The sequence below is a fragment of the Pseudomonas atagonensis genome (genome assembly GCF_011369485.1).
GTDB classification, from domain to species: Bacteria; Pseudomonadota; Gammaproteobacteria; order Pseudomonadales; family Pseudomonadaceae; genus Aquipseudomonas; species Aquipseudomonas atagonensis.
In genome coordinates, this window is the sequence record NZ_VXCA01000004.1 from 149,972 (window position 1) to 167,917 (window position 17,946).

At 60.9% G+C, this 17,946-nt stretch carries 18 protein-coding genes; 7 read left to right on the top strand and 11 right to left on the bottom strand.

Features of this window, described 5'->3' with window-relative positions; translation table 11 throughout:
- Positions 1-9: 9 nt before the first annotated feature.
- Complete coding sequence (locus F2P67_RS03545; protein WP_166217365.1) at positions 10-1,401, bottom strand: aldehyde dehydrogenase family protein; 1,392 nt, start codon at positions 1,399-1,401, stop codon at positions 10-12.
- Positions 1,402-1,504: 103 nt separating this feature from the next.
- On the opposite strand from F2P67_RS03545, the gene ptrR reads away from it, so the two are divergent.
- From ptrR to F2P67_RS03560, 3 genes are all read left to right on the top strand, one after another.
- Positions 1,505-2,383, top strand: a complete 879-nt coding sequence (gene ptrR, locus F2P67_RS03550; RefSeq protein ID WP_166217642.1) for a putrescine utilization regulator PtrR — start codon at positions 1,505-1,507, stop codon at positions 2,381-2,383.
- An 83-nt stretch (positions 2,384-2,466) separates the two neighbouring features.
- Positions 2,467-3,129, top strand: coding sequence for a M24 family metallopeptidase (locus F2P67_RS03555; RefSeq protein WP_166217368.1), 663 nt, complete (start codon positions 2,467-2,469; stop codon positions 3,127-3,129).
- Positions 3,130-3,314: 185 nt separating this feature from the next.
- Complete coding sequence (locus F2P67_RS03560) at positions 3,315-3,743, top strand: TOBE domain-containing protein (RefSeq protein ID WP_166217371.1); 429 nt, start codon at positions 3,315-3,317, stop codon at positions 3,741-3,743.
- Positions 3,744-3,803: 60 nt separating this feature from the next.
- Here the strand turns inward: F2P67_RS03560 and F2P67_RS03565 are convergent, their stop codons facing one another.
- On the bottom strand, positions 3,804-4,427 hold the full coding sequence (locus tag F2P67_RS03565; protein WP_166217375.1) for a glutathione S-transferase family protein: 624 nt from the start codon (positions 4,425-4,427) through the stop codon (positions 3,804-3,806).
- 94 nt (positions 4,428-4,521) lie between these two features.
- Positions 4,522-5,937, bottom strand: coding sequence for a purine-cytosine permease family protein (locus F2P67_RS03570; RefSeq protein ID WP_166217378.1), 1,416 nt, complete (start codon positions 5,935-5,937; stop codon positions 4,522-4,524).
- 267 nt (positions 5,938-6,204) lie between these two features.
- On the opposite strand from F2P67_RS03570, the gene F2P67_RS03575 reads away from it, so the two are divergent.
- Complete coding sequence (locus F2P67_RS03575; RefSeq protein ID WP_166217381.1) at positions 6,205-7,116, top strand: LysR family transcriptional regulator; 912 nt, start codon at positions 6,205-6,207, stop codon at positions 7,114-7,116.
- 19 nt (positions 7,117-7,135) lie between these two features.
- Here F2P67_RS03575 and argE read toward each other — a convergent pair whose 3' ends face one another.
- The 5 genes from argE to F2P67_RS03600 form a co-directional block, all read right to left on the bottom strand.
- The gene (gene argE, locus F2P67_RS03580; protein ID WP_166217384.1) at positions 7,136-8,284 is read right to left on the bottom strand and encodes an acetylornithine deacetylase; all 1,149 of its coding nucleotides are present in this window, start codon (positions 8,282-8,284) and stop codon (positions 7,136-7,138) included.
- Positions 8,281-8,958 (bottom strand): DUF1028 domain-containing protein, encoded by a 678-nt coding sequence (locus F2P67_RS03585; RefSeq protein ID WP_166217387.1) that lies wholly within the window; start codon positions 8,956-8,958, stop codon positions 8,281-8,283. The genes argE and F2P67_RS03585 overlap by 4 nt, the downstream gene beginning before the upstream one ends.
- Positions 8,959-9,086: 128 nt before the next feature.
- Positions 9,087-9,503 (bottom strand): RidA family protein, encoded by a 417-nt coding sequence (locus tag F2P67_RS03590; protein WP_166217390.1) that lies wholly within the window; start codon positions 9,501-9,503, stop codon positions 9,087-9,089.
- Positions 9,504-9,561: 58 nt separating this feature from the next.
- Positions 9,562-10,881 carry a flavin-containing monooxygenase gene (locus F2P67_RS03595; protein ID WP_166217393.1) on the bottom strand — a complete coding sequence of 440 codons (1,320 nt, stop codon included), beginning with the start codon at positions 10,879-10,881 and terminating at the stop codon, positions 9,562-9,564.
- A 201-nt stretch (positions 10,882-11,082) separates the two neighbouring features.
- Complete coding sequence (locus tag F2P67_RS03600; RefSeq protein WP_166217396.1) at positions 11,083-11,580, bottom strand: PaaI family thioesterase; 498 nt, start codon at positions 11,578-11,580, stop codon at positions 11,083-11,085.
- A 130-nt stretch (positions 11,581-11,710) separates the two neighbouring features.
- Between F2P67_RS03600 and F2P67_RS03605 the strand changes: the two genes are divergently transcribed.
- Positions 11,711-12,352, top strand: coding sequence for a LysE family translocator (locus tag F2P67_RS03605; RefSeq protein ID WP_166217398.1), 642 nt, complete (start codon positions 11,711-11,713; stop codon positions 12,350-12,352).
- A gap of 15 nt (positions 12,353-12,367) precedes the next feature.
- Here F2P67_RS03605 and F2P67_RS03610 read toward each other — a convergent pair whose 3' ends face one another.
- The 3 genes from F2P67_RS03610 to F2P67_RS03620 form a co-directional block, all read right to left on the bottom strand.
- On the bottom strand, positions 12,368-13,561 hold the full coding sequence (locus F2P67_RS03610; RefSeq protein ID WP_166217401.1) for a GAF domain-containing sensor histidine kinase: 1,194 nt from the start codon (positions 13,559-13,561) through the stop codon (positions 12,368-12,370).
- Positions 13,562-13,664: 103 nt separating this feature from the next.
- Complete coding sequence (gene yghU, locus F2P67_RS03615) at positions 13,665-14,504, bottom strand: glutathione-dependent disulfide-bond oxidoreductase (protein ID WP_166217404.1); 840 nt, start codon at positions 14,502-14,504, stop codon at positions 13,665-13,667.
- Positions 14,505-14,706: 202 nt separating this feature from the next.
- A complete protein-coding gene (locus tag F2P67_RS03620; RefSeq protein ID WP_166217407.1) occupies positions 14,707-15,525 on the bottom strand; it encodes an alpha/beta fold hydrolase in 819 nt (272 codons plus the stop codon).
- Positions 15,526-15,688: 163 nt separating this feature from the next.
- Here F2P67_RS03620 and F2P67_RS03625 point away from each other — a divergent pair, with 163 nt between their 5' ends.
- Both F2P67_RS03625 and F2P67_RS03630 read left to right on the top strand, forming a co-directional pair.
- The gene (locus F2P67_RS03625; RefSeq protein ID WP_166217409.1) at positions 15,689-16,138 is read left to right on the top strand and encodes a winged helix-turn-helix transcriptional regulator; all 450 of its coding nucleotides are present in this window, start codon (positions 15,689-15,691) and stop codon (positions 16,136-16,138) included.
- Between the two features lie 92 nt (positions 16,139-16,230).
- A complete protein-coding gene (locus F2P67_RS03630) occupies positions 16,231-17,937 on the top strand; it encodes a ShlB/FhaC/HecB family hemolysin secretion/activation protein (RefSeq protein WP_166217411.1) in 1,707 nt (568 codons plus the stop codon).
- The last annotated feature ends 9 nt before the right edge of the window (positions 17,938-17,946 follow it).

The following is a 17,946-nucleotide window of genomic DNA, read 5'->3' on the forward strand; positions in this document are numbered from 1 at the left end:
AGATGTTTTTTATTTGCGATCCAGCCACACAGTCTGCGCGTTGCAGAACTCACGCACGCCGAAGTGCGACAGTTCGCGACCGAAACCGCTCTTCTTCACGCCACCAAAGGTCACGCGTGGATCACTCGCGGAATAGCCGTTGATGAACACGCCGCCGGTTTCCAGTTCGCTGGTCAGTTGCTGGGCCAGTTGCACGTTGGCGGTGTAGATGGTCGCAGTCAGGCCGAACTCGCTGTCGTTGGCCAGGGCGATGGCATGCGCGCAATCGCGGGCGGTGATGATCGAGGCGACCGGGCCGAACAGTTCCTGTTTGAACGAGGTCATGCGGTCGGTGACGTCGGCCAGCACGGTCGGCTCGTAGTAGTTGCCGGCACCTGCAGCCTTGCCGCCACCGAGCAGCAGGGTCGCACCTTCTTCGAGGGTGTCGCGCACTTGTTGATCGAGCTCGTCACGCAGATCGAAACGCGCCATCGGCCCGATGTAAGTGTCAGCGGCCAACGGATCGCCGACTTTCAGTTTGCGCGTCGCTTCAACGAATTTGCGGGTGAATTCTTCGACCACGCCTTCTTCGATGATCAGTCGTTTGGCGGCGGCACAGACTTGACCGGAGTTCTGGTAGCGACCGATCACCGCGGCTTGCACCGCTTCATCCAGATCCGCGTCGTTCAGCACGATGAACGGATCGGAGCCACCCAGTTCCAGCACGCATTTCTTCAGCGCGGCACCTGCCTGCGCACCGATGGCCATGCCGGCGCGGACGCTGCCGGTGAGGGTCACGGCGGCGATGCGCGGGTCGGCGATGGCGCTGGAAACGCCGTCCGGGGTGACGTTGATCACTTCAAACACACCATCTGCAAACCCGGCGCGGGTGAAGGCGTCGCGCAGCAGGTAGGCGCTGCCCATCACGTTCGGCGCATGCTTGAGCACGTAGGTGTTGCCGGCGATCAGCGCTGGCACGGCGCCACGCAGCACTTGCCAGATCGGGAAATTCCACGGCATCACCGCGAGGATCGGGCCGAGCGGCCGGTACTCGATGCGCGCCTTGCCGCCTTCGACCTGAGTCGGTTCCGCCGTGAGCATGGCCGGGCCGTGTTCGGCGTACCACTCGCAGAGCTTGGCGCATTTCTCGATTTCGCCACGGGCCTGAGCAATCGGCTTGCCCATTTCCAGGGTGATCATGGTCGCCATGGCGTCTGCGGTTTCACGCAGCGCGCCAGCGAGAGCGGTCAACAGGCGCGAACGATCCTGCAAGGGTTTGCGTTTCCACTTGCCGAAACCGTAGGCGGCGCGGGTCAGCGCGGCGTCGAGGGCTTGTGCGGATTCAAACGCGTAGTGGCCGATCTGTTCGCCGGTGGCGGGGTTGATCGAGATGGCGTGGGTCTGGCTGGAAATCTGGCTCATGGCTTCGTCCTGCATGTTCAGTGGATGGGCCTAGAGTAGGGTGGCGATTGTTTTCTGGAAACTGAATAATAAAGAGCGTTTCTTTCACGATTGGAGAATGACTGTGGATCTGGTTCAGCTGGAAATCTTCAAAGCCGTGGCCGAGCACGGCAGCATCAGTGCGGCGGCGGCGCAAATTCATCGGGTGCCGTCGAACCTCACCACGCGCATCAAACAACTGGAGCAGGATCTGGGCGTCGATCTGTTCATTCGTGAGAAAAGCCGTTTGCGCCTGTCGCCGGCGGGCTGGAGTTTTCTCGAATACGCGCGGCGGATTCTCGATCTGGTCCAGGAAGCCCGGGCCACCGTGGCCGGTGAAGAACCGCAAGGCGCATTTCCCCTCGGTTCACTGGAAAGCACAGCGGCGGTGCGCATTCCCGAGTTGCTGGCGGCGTACAACCAACTGCACCCGAAAGTCGACCTCGACCTGTCCACCGGGCCTTCCGGGACGATGATCGACGGCGTGCTCTCCGGGCGTCTGGCCGCTGCCTTTGTCGACGGCCCGGTGCTGCACCCGACGCTGGAAGGCGTGCCGGCCTTCGAGGAGGAAATGGTCATCATCGCACCGCTCAATCACGCGCCGGTGCAGCGTGCGGCGGACGTCAACGGCGAGAGCATTTATGCCTTCCGCTCCAACTGCTCGTACCGACATCACTTCGAAAAATGGTTCAGCACCGACGCCGCCGTCCCCGGCAAGATCTTCGAAATGGAGTCCTATCACGGCATGCTTGCCTGCGTCAGTGCCGGAGCAGGGCTGGCCCTGATGCCGCGCAAAATGCTGCAGAGCATGCCCGGCAGCGCGACGGTGAGTGTCTGGCCGCTGGCGGCGGACTTTCGCTATCTGACCACCTGGCTGGTGTGGCGACGGGGCACGGTGTCGCGCAGTTTGAGCATGTTCGTGCGCTTGCTGGAGGAGCGCGGCGTGGTGCGTGCAGAAGAGTAATTGACACGTTGTGTCATGGCTGTATCTTTGTCGGCGTTTCGTAATATAAAAAACTATACAGCGCATCCATGAGGAACACGCAAATGACCACAGCCCTGAGCGGAAAAGAAGCCGTCGGCGAACGTTTTGTGCTGGAAACGATGCGCCACGCCCAGCAATTGACCTGGAAAGCCGTCGACGCGATTGCCGCGGTGATCAAACCCGGCATGCTGGAGTCCGAAGCCACGGCCCGCGGCAAGGAAATTCTCGCCGAGCTGGGTATGGACCGCATCTGGCACCCGCTGTTGATCCGCTTCGGCGCCAACACCCTGAAGACCTTCAAGCAGCGCTCCGACGGTGATCCGGTGCTGGGTGAAGACGACATTTTCTTCATCGACATGGGCGTGGTCTGGCAAGGGCACGAAGGCGATGCCGGGGCGACGTACACGACAGGTGCCGACCCGGAGATGATTGCCTGCGCGGCGGCGGCCAAAGTGCTGTTCGAGCGCGTCGAGGCGTTCTGGCGTGAGGGGGTGTCCGGTGTCGAACTTTACCGTTATGCCAGCGATCAGGCCGAGGCGATGGGCTGGGTGCTGAACCTGAATATCAAGGGCCATCGTGTCAGTGATTTCCCGCATGCCATTCACCGTGGCGGTGATCTGGGTGATTTCGAACAGGCACCGAATGCCGGTGTGTGGATTCTGGAAATCCAGATCGCCCATCCGTCGCGTCCGTTCGGCGCGTTTTATGAAGATTTGCTGATCTGATCAAGGTACTCCTCCATAACGTCCCCCCGACACCCTCAACAGTGCTGCTAAAGTCTGGAGTCGATGCATGGGTTTATGTACAGGCGTGACAACAAGGCGCAGCGCTATAGTTGTTTTTATATAGCGGCAACTTTGATGATGCACGCCGCTTCCTAACTCCAAAGTCAAAAAACAGGACGTCCAGCATGAAAGTCAGTGCACGCAACGTATTCAAAGGTCAGGTCAGCCAGGTTCAGGCGGGTGCGGTCAACGCCGAAGTGGTGCTGACCCTCGCCGGTGGCGAGCAATTGGTTGCCGTCGTGACCATGGAAAGCATCAAGAGCCTCGGCATCGCCGTCGGCAAAGAAGCCGTCGCGCTGGTCAAGGCTCCCTGGGTAATGCTGATGACCGAATCCAGCGACATCCGCCTCTCCGCGCGCAACTGCCTCGAAGGCAAAGTGCTCAGCGTCACCGACGGTGCGGTCAACGCTGAGGTGGTGATCGAGTTGGCCGGTGGTTCGAAGGTGTACTCGATCGTGACCCGCGATGCCGTGGCCGAGCTGGGCCTGGCCAAAGGCGTCAGCGCGACGGCGGTGATCAAGGCTTCGCACATCATTCTGGGCGTGCCGGCCTGATTGGTTTTTCAGGCTGAGAAAAACCTCTGATACCGATTCCCGGATCAGAGGTTTTTTACTTTATGGCGTACCGTTGCGCCCGTACAGGCGAAAGCCTTCGCGTTGATTCAAACGGTCGTAGTAGGCGCTGACGGCGGGCAGGTGCGGGTGCTGGAGCGGCGTTTCGAACCAGCGATTCACCGACAGTCCGATCGGGATGTCCGCCAGTGAAAACTGATTGCCACCGATGTAAGCCCCGGTCGATTCCAGCTGCCGATTCACAATTGCCATGTTCTGCGACCATTGCTCAATTGCGCCGGCCAGCGCGGCGCTGTCCTGATGCTTCGGCGATTGGCGCACCAACGACATAAACGCATACGACCACGAGCGATTCAGCTCTGAAGCCTGCCAGTCGATCCACTGATCGATGCGTGCTCGGGTTTTCGCATCGGCTGGATAGAGAGGCGAGCCGCAGTCGCGGGTGGCCAGATAGCGAATGATCGAATTGGATTCCCAGAGAGTGAAATCGCCATCCTGAATCACCGGAACCATGGCGCAGGGATTCAGTGCGAGAAACTCAGGCGTTTCGGTGGATTTGAACCCGGAGCCCCAGTCCTCACGCTCGAACGGAATCTGCAATTCGGTGCACGTCCACAGCACTTTGCGCACGTTGATCGATGAAGCTTTACCGAGGATTCGCAGCATTGGATTTCCCTGTCCGGTGATTGTCGGTCGTCAATCAATACCACAATACAGAAGGCCCGCACACGGCGGGCCTTCTGGGCTCATCGAAGCAATATCAGAGGCTGCTCGCCAACTTGCCACCGGTCATCCGCCGACGGTAGGCGCTGTCCCGATTGGCCAGCCAGAAATACAGCGGCGATGTCACCAGCAAGCCCACCAGCCACGACAGGTCAGCGCCGTTGATGTGTGCCGACACGGGGCCGACGTACAGCGGCGTGTTCATGAACGGGATTTGCACGGCGATGCCGATGGCGTAGGCGAGCAAGGCCTGCGGGTTGTAACGCCCGTAGATGCCGCCATCGACCTGGAAAATCGACTGGATGTCGTACTTGCCTTTGTGGATCGCGTAGAAGTCGATCAGGTTGATCGCCGTCCACGGCACCAGCACCACCAGCAGCACCAACACCATGTCGACGAAGTGGCCGATGAAGTCCTTCGATGCGCCGACTGCCGCGAAGCAGCAGGCCAGCAACACGATGATCGAGATCACTGCGCGGCTCTTGGCGGTCGGGATCCAGCGGTAGGCGAAGGTCTGCACCAGGGTGATCAGCGACAGCACCGCGCCATACAGATTGAGCGCGTTGTGGCTGATCACGCTGAGCAGGAACAGCACCAGCATCAGCGGGCCGATGGAGCCGGTGGCCAGTTTGACCGCGTCCATGGTGTCCATGCCCACGGGGGACGCCAGCACAGCGACGGCGCCGAAGATGAACGCCAGACTCGAACCCAACGCCGAACCGAGGTAGGTCGTCCAGAAGGTCGACGAGACTTTCACATCGGCGGGCAAATAACGCGAGTAGTCGGACACGTACGGCGCAAACGCGATCTGCCACAGCGCTGCCAGCGACACAGTGGCGAGCCATCCGGACAGATTGAAGCTGCCTCGGGTGAGGAAGTCCTCAGTCTGAATGTGGGTGAAGATGTAGCCGAAACCGACGACGATGCCGATCCCCAGCACCCAGGTGCCGATGCGGTTGAGCACGTGGATGAAGCGATAACCGATGATGCCGATGATCCCGGAACCGAGGGCACCGATGACGATGCCGACCGGCACCGGCACGCTGTCGACCACGCCGTGCAGCGACTTGCCGGCCAGCACGATGTTGGAAGCGAAGAAACCGATGTACATGACGCCGGCAATCAGCACCACCAGCAGCGCGCCGAGCGAGCCGAACTGGGCGCGGCTCTGGATCATCTGCGGAATGCCCATCTGCGGGCCTTGCGCCGAGTGCAGGGCCATCAGCACGCCGCCGACCAGGTGACCGACCAGAATGGCGACGATGCCCCACACCAGATTCAAATGAAACAGCTGCACGCCCAGCGCGCCGGTAACGATGGGCAACGGCGCGATGTTGCCGCCGAACCACAGCGTGAACAGATCCCTGACCTTTCCGTGGCGATCTTCGGGGGGCACGTATCCTATCGTGTGTTTTTCAATGAGCGGGGCGGACGTTGTTGCAGAGGTGGACATGACGAACTCCAAGGCAAGGATGAGTACGTGGACGTACTTCGGTAAGCGCCGACACGGACGGCGCATTTCTTGTTGAAGCGATCATGTGCAAAGGTGCGGGATAGATAAATTAGTAAGTTTGTTGCTACAGACCTTAAAAAAAGTATGCCCCGGGTCTGAAGGCTGTCCGGTATGTTGAGGCTTCTCTTTTATGGGGATGTGCCCCTCGCCACAGATAAGTCCTTTTGCCATAAAAGTGATGCCAGTCTGATCTACCGGAGGTTTCCCATGGCCGCCTACAACCTGCGCCAACTCAAATACTTCGTCACCACCGCCGATTGCGGCAGCGTCGCCGAAGCCTCGCGCAAGCTCTACATCGCCCAGCCGTCGGTCTCCACCGCGATCAAGCATCTGGAAGAAAGTTTCGGTGTGCAGTTGTTCATCCGTCATCACGCCCAGGGCGTTTCCCTGACGCCGAGCGGCTCGCGGTTTTATCGCAAGGCTCTGGAGCTGCTGAGGGTCGCTCATGAGTTCGAGCAGAACGCGTTGGCCGACAACGATGTGGTCGCCGGACACATCGATATCGGCTGCTTCGAGACGGTCGCGCCGCTCTATCTGCCGCGCCTGATCGCCGGGTTCAAGGCACGTTGGCCGGGAGTGGAAATCCGTATTCGTGACGGCGAGCAACAGGAGTTGGTGCAGGCGCTGACCGCCGGCAGCATCGACCTGGCGATGCTGTTCGAACACGACCTCGACAGCACCATCGAAACCACTTCACTGATGCCGGCGCAACAACCCTACGCCTTGCTTGCGGCCGATCATCGCTTCGCCCAGCAAGCGAAAGTTTCGCTGCACGACCTGGTGCTGGAACCGATGATTCTGCTCGACGTAGTGCCGAGCCGGACCTACTTCGTGAGCATCTTCGAGGAGCGTGGACTGACCCCCAACATTGTCTTCAGCTCACCTTCAATCGAGATGGTGCGCGGCATGGTCGGCAACGGTTTCGGCTTCTCGATTCTGGTGACCAAACCATTCAGCGACTACACCTACGACGGTCAGAAAGTCGTCTGCGTACCGCTGGCGGAAAGCGTAACCGGGTCGGGGTTGTCGGCGGCGTGGCTGCGGCGGGTGCAACTGACCAAACCGGTGCAGTTGTTTGTCGATCATTGCCGCGAAGAACTGGCCCGACTGTACGCCTGAGGGCACAGTCGGGCCGATTTCAGGAACGAATAAACGTCAGCAAACGTTGCAGCATCTGATCGCAGGCATTGAGCTGATCGAGGCTGACGAATTCATCGGGTTTGTGCCCCTGATCCATGCTGCCGGGGCCGCAGACCACGGTGGGAATACCGGCCGCATCAAACAGTCCGCCCTCGGTGCCGAACGCCACGGTGCCAAAATCCCGCGAACCGCAGAACGCAGCGACCAGTTCGGCGGCCTCACTCTGCGCCTCCGTGGCCAGGCCCGGATAGGCCGACAGCTCGCTGAAACGGATAGCGCTGTGTTCGCTGACGGCACGCATGCGCGGCAGTATCTGTTGTTCGGCGTAGGTTTTCAGTGACTGGGCAACAACGGCCGGATCCTGCGAGGGCAGGGCGCGAATTTCGAAGTCGAAGCGGCAGTCGGCCGGCACGATGTTCAACGCCTTGCCGCCGCTGATCACGCCGGTCTGCACCGTCAAGTAGGGCGGGTCGAAGCGCGGGTCGTGGTGCTGCGGCGCTTTCAACTGTTGACCCAAACGGCCTAGCTCGGCGATCAGTTCAGCGGCGTATTCGATGGCGTTGACACCCAGCGGCGCGTACGCCGAATGGCAGGGATGCCCCTGCACGTCGCAGCGCATCGCCAGTTTGCCTTTGTGCCCGAGCACCGGTTTCAACTCGGTGGGCTCGCCGATGATGCACAGCAGCGGTTTGACCGGGCGTTGCTCCAATACCTTGAGCAACGAACGCACGCCGAGACAGCCAACTTCTTCGTCATAAGACAGCGCGATATGCACCGGCATGCGCAGCGGTGTGTTCACCAACGACGGCACCAGGGCCAGCACGCAGGCGATGTAGCCCTTCATGTCGGCCGTGCCACGGCCGAACAGTTTACCGTCGCGCTCGCTGAGTTCGAACGGTGGCAGAGTCCACGGCTGACCATCGACCGGCACCACATCGGTGTGCCCGGACAGCACGATGCCCGGCACATCCGCAGGGCCAAGCGTGGCGAACAGGTTGGCCTTGCTGCGCTCCTCGTTGTAGATCAGCGCGCACGGTACGTCGAAGCTTTCGAGGTAGTTCCGGACGAACTCGATCAGTTGCAGATTCGATTCGCGGCTGGTGGTGTCAAACCCCACCAGCGCCCGAAGCAGTTCGATGCTGTTCATCGATCGTCTCCGGCCACGCCATAGCCCGGCGCCTTCGCCGGGTCGAGGGCGCGGTCGATGTAATCCTGCATTTGCGGGCGGTAGGCATCCCAAAGTTGTTGCAGTTGCCCGATCGGGTCTTCATCGGCCCAGTCCACACGCAAGTTGACGATTGGCCAGGTCAGTTCGCCGACCACCACCACCGCCGCGGAATGCACCGGGCCGGCCTCACCGCCGAGGGCCTGACCGGCGTGCAGGGCTTTGATCAGGCGGTCGGCGAGTTGGCCTTCAGCGTCCTCGAAAGCGCTGACCATTGCCTCGATCACTGAGCGTGCGGCGAGCATGTTGCCGGCGGCCACGCATTGTTCGCCCGACACCGCGTTATGCACGCCGAGGGTCTGCGCACCGCTGAAATGCGCGGTCTGGCCGAGGTGGTTGATTGCCGTGATCTGGCGGTACTGGCTGTAGCCGTTGCGGGTCAGCACCTTGTCCAGTGCGGCGTCAGGGGCGAGGCCTTGCTCCATCAGCGCGAGGACTTCCGGGCCGAGCGACGGAAGGGTGATGTTCTGGCTCGACACCGCGCCAACCCCCGGCAACAGCCATGGGCAACGGGCGCCCACGGCGATGCTGGAGGAACTGATGGCGATGCCGAACTGGCCGGTGTCGGCGCAACGGGCGGCGATTGAAAAGGTCATGGTCTTACTCCTTTCGAGGAATGTGTTGTCCTTGCCGGCCTCTTCGCGAGCAAGCCCGCTCCCACCCTGGAATGCATTTCAATGTGAGAGCGGGCTTGTTCGCGAAGGCCGCGACGCGGTCTGCCGATTTACTCGGGAATCACCGCCACCACATCAATTTCCATCAGCCACTGCGGCTGCCCGAGTGCCGAGACCACCAGCCCGGTGGAAATCGGGAACACGCCTTTGAGCCATTTGCCGACCTCCTGATAGACCGGTTCGCGGTAGCGCGGGTCGATCAGGTAAGTGGTGGTCTTGACGATGTGGCTCATGTCGCTGCCGGCCTCTTCCAGCAGTTGCTTGACGTTGCGCATGGCTTGTTCCGCTTGCGCACGCGGATCGCCAAGGCCAATCAGATTGCCGTCGAAATCGGTGCCGACCTGACCGCGAACGTACACCGTGTTGCCAGCGCGCACGGCTTGGCACAAGTCGTTGTCCAGTGTCTGGTTCGGGTAGGTGTCCTTGGTGTTGAACATGCGAATGCGGGTGTGAGTGGGCTGACTCATGGGGAACTCCTGGGAAAAATTGGCCCGGCGCAATCGGCGCCGGGGTACACGAGGGTGATCAAGCGTCGACGGTGTCGGCAGCCTTGTTGTGGACAGGGGAGTGCAGCTCGGCTTCGCGTTGCTCGGCATCGCGGTAGTCGAGGTATTTACGCTGGGTCGCAATGTGATCGGCGACGTGTTTGGCGTCGTGCCACACGCCCCAGATGAACGACGAACCGCGTCGCGACTGCCACGGCAAACCGAGGAAATACACGCCCGGCTCGCTGGACACGCCGCGCTGATGCTGCGGCTTGCCCTTGTCATCGAACGCGCCGACCTTCAGCCACGAGTAATCCACGGCGAACCCGGTCGCCCAGATGATCGACGTGATCCCGGCCTTGGCCAGATTCAGATCGGCCAGTGGATGCTTCACGCATTCCGGGTCGGGGTAGGTTTCGCGAGCCTCCGGTTCCTCCGGCAAGTCGAGGCCGTTGCGCTCGATATATGCGTCGGCGGCGTCGAGCAGGGCCAGGTAGTTTTCGTCACCGCGTTTGAGGTTATCGAGCAGATCCTGTTTGAACGTGACCACGCCGTTGTTGAACGATTCGGTAACGCCAACCAGCGTCATGCCGCGATGAGCCAAGCCACGAAAATCAATGGTGCGACCGCCATGGGCACCGCTGACCGCGATGGTCACGTGCTCGCGGCCGGGTTTCATCGCCGCTTGATCCCACTCGCCGAGCACCCCCAGCCACCAGCAGAAATCCCGGTTGCGGTACGCGCGGGGCGGACGGTCATGGGCGCCGACCGAGAGGTAGACCTGCTTGCCGGAACGCTGCAGCTCATCGGCAATCTGCACGCCCGAGGAGCCGGCGCCGACCACCAGCACCGCGCCTTCCGGCAACTGCTGCGGATTGCGGTAATCGGCGGAGTGAATCTGCAGCAGGCGTTCGTCTTGCGGTGCAATCGCCGGGATCACCGGGCGCTGAAACGGCCCGGTCGCGGCGACTACACGGCTGGCCTCGATCACGCCTTCACTGGTTTCGACGGTGAAGCCGGGACGGCCAACGTTACGCACGACGCTTTTGACGTCGACGCCGGTGCGGATCGGTGCGTTGAATTTTCTGGCATAGGCTTCGAAGTAATCGGCGACGCGCTCCTTATGAGCGAATCCATCGGGATCGACGTCGTCGAATTCCAGCCCCGGGAAGCGGTCGTGCCATGCCGGACCGTTGGCGACCAGCGAGTCCCAACGCCCGGTGCGCCAGCGCTCGGCAATGCGGCTGCGCTCCAGCACCAGGTGCGGCACGCCCAGTTTGCTCAGGTGTTCACTCATGGCCACGCCAGCCTGGCCGGCACCCACGACGAGCGTGTCTGTTTTTATTATTTCGGTGGTCATCTCTACATCCTTCCTAGCAAGGCAATTGGATTCGGAGCGCGTTTTGGCTTGTCCGTTTTGCTTGAGGTCAGACTAGGGAGAGGGGGGGTATCGGTAAAATATTATTAAGCTGGGATGTGAAGATAAAATTCTGATGCAGAGCGCCAGAAGCCATATAAAACGGGGCTTTCAGGCGCCGAATAGTTGTGACGTGACGGTAAATTATTGCCGCCCGTGAGCCGCTGCTGCCAGTTGCCCGGTATCGACGCGGACAAACACCGAATCGCCCATCGCCGTGAGCACATCACCGGCGTACACCTCACAGATCACCCGGGTTTTGCGCCCGACTTCACCCTCGACGGTTGCCCGCAGTGTCAGCGGCACACCCATCGGCGTCGGTTTGATGAATTTGATCCCGAGGTTGCCGGTAACGCAGTCGATGCGCGGCAGGGAGCCGGGTTCGCGTTGTTCGTTGCGGTAGTGATACGCCATGGCTGTCCAGTTGGAATGGCAGTCGACGAGCATGGCGATCAAGCCGCCATAGACCAGGTCCGGCCAGCCGCAATATTTGGCCTCAGGCAAATGCTCAGCGATCACGTGCACACCGTCCTCGTGCCAGTGGCTTTTGACGTGCAGCCCGTGCGGGTTGCGACCGCCGCAACCGTAGCAGACGCCTTCGGGGGCGGCGGTGTCTTGCAGCGAAGTAACGGGTTCGGACATGGCGAGATCCTTCTGAAAGAGTGAAAACGGTCAGCGCGATGGTAGCGCGCCTTGGCACGTCGGGCGACGGCTAGCCTTTTCGCTCGCCGGCTCTGTAACATGCGACGCCTTCACTTCACGAGCCTGGAAAATGGATTCTCACTCGATTTTGACGTTCACCGTGGTTGCCGCGATTGCCATTGCCAGCCCGGGGCCGGCCACACTGATGGCGATCAACAACAGCCTGACCCACGGCCAACGCAGCGCGATCTGGTCGTCGCTGGGCAACGCCAGTGGTCTGTTCTGCCTGTCGGCGGCAGCCATGTTGGGATTGGGCGCGCTGTTGGCCAGCTCCGAATGGCTGTTCAACGCAGTGAAAATTCTCGGTGCCGGCTACCTGTTTTATCTGGGCATCCGTCAATTGTTGAAAAAAGGCCCGATGCTGCCGGACGGCCCGCAGAGCGACGTGGAAAAACACCAGCCCACGCGAATCAAGCTGTATAAATCGGCGTTTCTGACGGCGGTGACCAACCCCAAGGCGACGATGTTTTTCACCGCACTGTTCCCGCAATTCATCGATCAGAGCGCGGCGCTGCTGCCGCAATTTTTCATCCTTACCTCGATTTTCATGGCGTTGTCGGTGTCGTCGTTGACCCTTTACGCCGCGCTCGCCTCGCGGGCCAAAGGCGTGCTTACCCGTCCGGCGCTGTCGCGCTGGGTCAGTCGGGTCGTGGGGACGACCTTCATCGGTTTCGGCGCGGCGATTCTGACCATGCGCCGGCAAACGGCGTAACGCTCAGGCGCTTGCTCAAACCCATTTGAACTGCGCGGGGAACCTGGCCACAAAACAGGTTCCCGATTCCGCGCTGGAGGTGACACTCAACGTTCCGTTGTGTGCCGTCACCACTTGCGAGGCGATGTACAGCCCCAGCCCCAGACCTTCACAGCGCTGTCCGGCCTCGGCTCGGGAGAACGGTTCGAACAGTAACGGCATCAATTGCGGCGGAATCGGCGTGCCCTGATTGGTCACCGACAAAACGATTTCGTTGTTCTCCGACCAGGCGTTGAAGAGGATCGGCGCCGTGCTCGCCCCGTGAATCACCGCATTGCCCAGTAGATTGGAGAGCAACTGGCTGATCCGCAACGGGTCGCAATGCACGCCCCCCGGCACCTGCAGCGAATCAATGATTACCGCGCGCGGATGCGAAGCCCTGATTTCTTCCAGCGTGGTCTGCAGCGTGTGTTGCAGGTCATCCACTTGCGTTCGCTGCACCGGAATGCCCGATCCCAGACGTCCCCGGGCAAAGTCCAGAATGTTCTCGATCAGCACGCCCATGCGCACCGAACTGCTGCGAATGGCCGACAGCAGATTGAGCGAGCGCTTTTCTTCGGTTCTGCTCTCCAGCAGATCGGTGCTCATGCGAATCGCGCTCAGCGGTGTGCGCAGGTCATGTCCCAGCACCGCGATGAACTGCTCACGCAACCGGCCCAGTTCAGTGGCGTCCTTGAGTTCGAGCTGGGTGGCCTGAAGGTGACTCTGGGTGTCCAGGCTCATGGCAATCAGTTGGGCAAACAGCGTGAGGGTTTTGGCGATGGCCGGTTCGTCGAGATTGGCCGGCACCGAGTCGATGGCGCAGAGCGTGCCGAAAAAATCGCCATTGGCTCTGACGATCGGAATGGAGATGTAACTCTCCAGCCCATAGGTTTTGGGCGTGTGATGGGACGAAAAGATCGGGTGCGCGCTGGCGTGGCCGAAAATCACCGGCTGCTGATGCTGGCGGATCTCATGGCAAATTGTCGATTCGAGGACGAGCTCACCACCGGGCTGGAGGCCAAAATCGATGGAGTCGTCGACGGCGCAGGCCACCCAGTTTTTTTCGGTCACCCTGGCGACTGCCGCAAAGCGCATGCCCGTGAGGTGTTTGACCATGCTCAGAATCACGGGCACCGCGTCGATATTGCGGATGGCTTCGAGGTCGGCTGAAAACGCTGAGTGGGTCATGTCGGGTGCTTTGTGGTGATTTTGCTCAGAGAGTAGCGTTTATCGAAAGCGCTGACTAATAGATTGCCCCCCACGCAACCAACGCCTTTTTGGCGCCGGAATTTCACTGCAGATCTTGCGCCGAATGGCGCTCGGCCACCTGACTCGCTTCATCGCCCCACGTACGGTTGACCCGCAGTCCACGGATCACTGCAGGCCGTTGCGCGATGGCCTCGGCCCAGCGTTGCACGTGGGTGTATTCGTGGGCCGCGAGAAACTCGGCCGCCGAGTAAACGGTGTTGCGCACCAGTTGGCCGTACCACGACCAGACAGCGATGTCGGCGATGGTGTAGCTGTCGCCCGCCAACCAGGTGCTTTCGCCGAGGCGTCGGTCGAGCACGTCGAGCTGACGCTTGGTTTCCATGGTGAACCGGTTGATCGGGTATTCGAGCTTCTCCGGCGCGTACGCATAAAAATGCCCGAAGCCGCCGCCCAGGTAGGGCGCCGCGCCCATCTGCCAGAACAGCCAGTTGAGGGTTTCGGTGCGTCCGGCAGGATCGGAAGGCAAAAAAGCGCCGAACTTCTGCGCGAGGTACAGCAGAATCGAACCGGATTCGAATACCCGAATCGGCGGTTGCACGCTGCGATCCAGCAGCGCCGGAATCTTCGAATTCGGATTGATCTCGACGAAGCCGCTGGAGAACTGATCGCCCTCGTTGATGCGAATCAGCCACGCATCGTACTCGGCATCGCTGTGCCCGAGCGCCAGCAACTCCTCAAGCAGAATCGTCACTTTCACGCCGTTGGGCGTGGCCAGCGAATACAGCTGCAGCGGCTGTTTGCCCACCGGCAGCGCCTTGTCGTGCGTCGGCCCGGCAATCGGGCGGTTGATGTTGGCGAACTGGCCGCCGGACGGCGCAGTGTTTTTCCAGACCTTGGGCGGAACGTAGGGCGCTTTGCTCATGAAACAAACCTCATCGTTTGAAGGCGCAGAGTGTTGAGTCTGCTTGAGTGACCGCGAAGTCGACCGGTCAGGTACGGGGGATTGACTGCTGGCCAGCGTACCCGGCGGAAGGTGTCGCGGGCAATTACGCGCCGCACGATGGGCAATGTTCTGGCGCTGGAAGCACTATGGCGATTGAGTGCCGCCAGCGCCAACGCTGCATTCAGCGAGCGAGAAACGCCAACAGATCTTCATTCAAGGCTTGGGCGTGGGTCACCGCAAAACCGTGGGGTGCGCCGGCGTAGACTTTCAGTTCTGCGTTCTTGATCAGCGCCGCTGCCTGTTTGCCGGTGGTTTCGAACGGCACGATCTGGTCGCCATCGCCGTGGATCACCAGCGTTGGCACATCGATTTTTGCCATGTCCGGGCGGAAGTCGGTTTGCGAGAACGCGGTGACGCAATCGACGGTGCCTTTGAGCGAGGCCAGCAGCGCTACGTTGAGGGTTTGTGTGAGCACGCCGTCCGAGACTGTCTGGCCCTGATTGGTGCCGTAGAACGGCGCGGCGAAATCGGCGATGAATTGCGCGCGATCCTTGAGCAGCCCGGCCTTGATGCCGTCGAACACCGACGTGTCGACGCCTTGCGGATAGTCGGCTTTCTTGCCGAACAGCGGCGTTACCGCGCCCAGCAATACCAGGCCGGCGACGCGTTCGCTGCCGTGCCGGGCGATGTAGCGGCTGACGTCGCCGCCGCCCATGGAAAAGCCCACCAGCGTCACGTCACGCAAGTCCAGATGATTGATCAGTTGCGCGATGTCGTCGGCGAACGTGTCGTAGTCGTAGCCGGTCCACGGTTGATCGGAGCGGCCAAAACCGCGGCGGTCGAAGGCAATGGTGCGGTAGCCGCGGCTGCTCAGGTATTCCATCTGGTATTCCCACATGTCGGCATCGAGCGGCCAGCCGTGGCTGAACAGCACTGGTTTGCCGCTACCCCAGTCCTTGTAATAAATTTCTGTGCCGTCTTGGGTGGTGAACGTGCTCATGCAAACTCCTTGCGTCGGTGGTGGCCGAATTGGCTGCGTCCACTATCTGCGCAATGTGCACGGGCCACTTGTACGCAAGTGCTGGGTCACCCGCGTCGGGCAGAGTTGTATGATGCAACCCTGAGCCGCAAGGCCGATCACCGATTTGAAGGAGTACGTTGAAGTGAAGCGCAAAAGCCTGCAGGGCGCGGCGTGCCCGGTTGCCCGGACACTGGATCTGATCGGCGACTGGTGGTCGTTGCTGATCATTCGCGATGCGCTGGACGGAATTCGGCGTTTCAGCGATTTCCAGAAGAACCTCGACATCGCCAAAAACATGCTCAGCGCCCGCCTCAAGGCACTGGTGGAGCAGGGCATCCTGCAAACGGTGCCCGCCGCTGACGGCGGGGCTTACAAGGAATACGTGCTGACGGAGCGCGGCAAAGCCCTGCAGACGGTGATCGTTGCTCTGTCGCAATGGGGCGGTGAGTTCATGTACGCGCCGGGCGAGCCGGGCTCGGTGATGGTCGACGCGAAGCATCGCCAGCCGATTCGCAAACTGCAGTTGATGTCCGAGGACGGGCGCACGCTCGGGCCAGGGGAGGTCGCGACGAGATTGGCAGTTGAACACTGACGGGCGGTTACAACATTAGTTTGACGTCAAAATGATGGCCATCTAATATCGCGCCACTATTTTGATGTCACTTCCGTCTCGAGGGATCGAACATGTACCCACCCGCCCTCGTGGCGAGGTTGTGCGTAGCTTTGCTGTGCCTTTCTCCGCTTCAGATTGCCTCCGCTGCTCCCACCCCCGGTGAAACCGACCTGATCCGCGACCGCCAGAATCGCCTGCTCGAAGAGCAGCAGCGACGTCTCGAAGAACTCAAGGATTTGCCCGGCAAAGCCGCCACGCCGGCGCAACCGACGGCTCCCGCCGATAGCCGCTGTTTCCCGATCAAGGACATCGAGCTCAAGGGCGCCGACAGCCTGTCCGAACATGAAAAATCGCGCCTGCTCAAGCCTTACATCGGTGAATGCCTTGGCGTGCCGCAGCTCAATGAACTGCTGAAAGTCATCACCGATCACTACATTGAAAAAGGTCTGGTCACCAGTCGCGCCTACTTGCCGCAACAGGATTTGTCTGGCGGCCACCTGAAAGTGTTGGTGGTCGAAGGCAAGCTCGAAGGCATGAAAGGCGCGGAAAACAGTCAGCTCTCGGAGCGCGAGCTGGCCATGACGTTCCCTGGGAAGAGCGGTGAACTGGTCAACCTGCGCGAGATCGAGCAGATGGTCGATCAGCTCAATCGCTTGCCGTCCAATCAGGCGAAAATGGAGCTGGCGCCGGGCAAGAACGTCGGTGGCAGCGAAGTGCTGGTCACCAACACGCCACAAAAACCATGGCGTGTCGGGTTGTCGCGCAATAACGACGGCCAACGCAGTACCGGCGAACAGCAGTGGGGCACCACCTTCGATTGGGACAGCCCGCTGGGTCTGGCCGATCAGTTGAGTCTGCGTGGCGGTCACGACGCGATGACCGATCACCAGCACACTTCCAACAACGCCATGCTCAGCTACAACGTGCCGTGGGGCTGGTGGAACTTCAACTACACCTACAGCCAGAGCGAGTACCGCTCGCAAATCGCCGCCAACCTCTACAACTTCAAGCAGACCGGCGACAGCGAAAACCATCAGTTTCGCGCCGAACGCGTGATCCACCGCGATTCGGTCAGCAAGACGTCTCTCAGCGCTGGTCTGTCGTATCTGCGCACCAACAACTTCATCGAAGACAGCAAGCTCAAGCTGAGCAGCAACCGCATCAGCGAAGCGCAGTTCGGCTTCAACCACGGTCGTCGCATCGGCAGTGCCTTCGTCAACTTCGACGCCGGCATGCAGCAAGGCATCGGCGCGTTTGATGCGCAAGGCAGTCACGATCCGGGACCAGGCGAGCCCGATGCCCGCTACCGCAAATACACCGCGACCCTGAGCTACTTGCAGCCGTTCAAACTCTGGGGCGAGTCATTCAGCTTCAGCAGCCTGATGACCGGCCAGCACAGTGAGGACGTGCTGTTCAGTTCGCAGCGCACCAGCCTCGGCGGCTCGTCGTCGATCCGTGGCTACAAGGATCAGTCACTGGCGGGCGACAGCGGCGGTTACTGGCGTAACGATCTGCGCTGGAGCCGATCGATCAATGTCGAGTGGCTGCGTCCGGTGTTCAGCGAATACGGCACCAGCCTCGGCTATGACCAGGGCGTGATCCAGAACGGTCGCTACAACGGTGAACAGCACGGCCGCATGTCGAGCAATTCGCTGGACCTGTTCGCCCGTGGCCAGCACGTCTCCGCCGGCGTGACCTTCGCGCATTCGCTGGAACGACCGGATGCGCTCACCGAGCGCGAAGCACCGATTTATTTCCGCCTGGAATTCTTCCTCTAAAACTGCCTG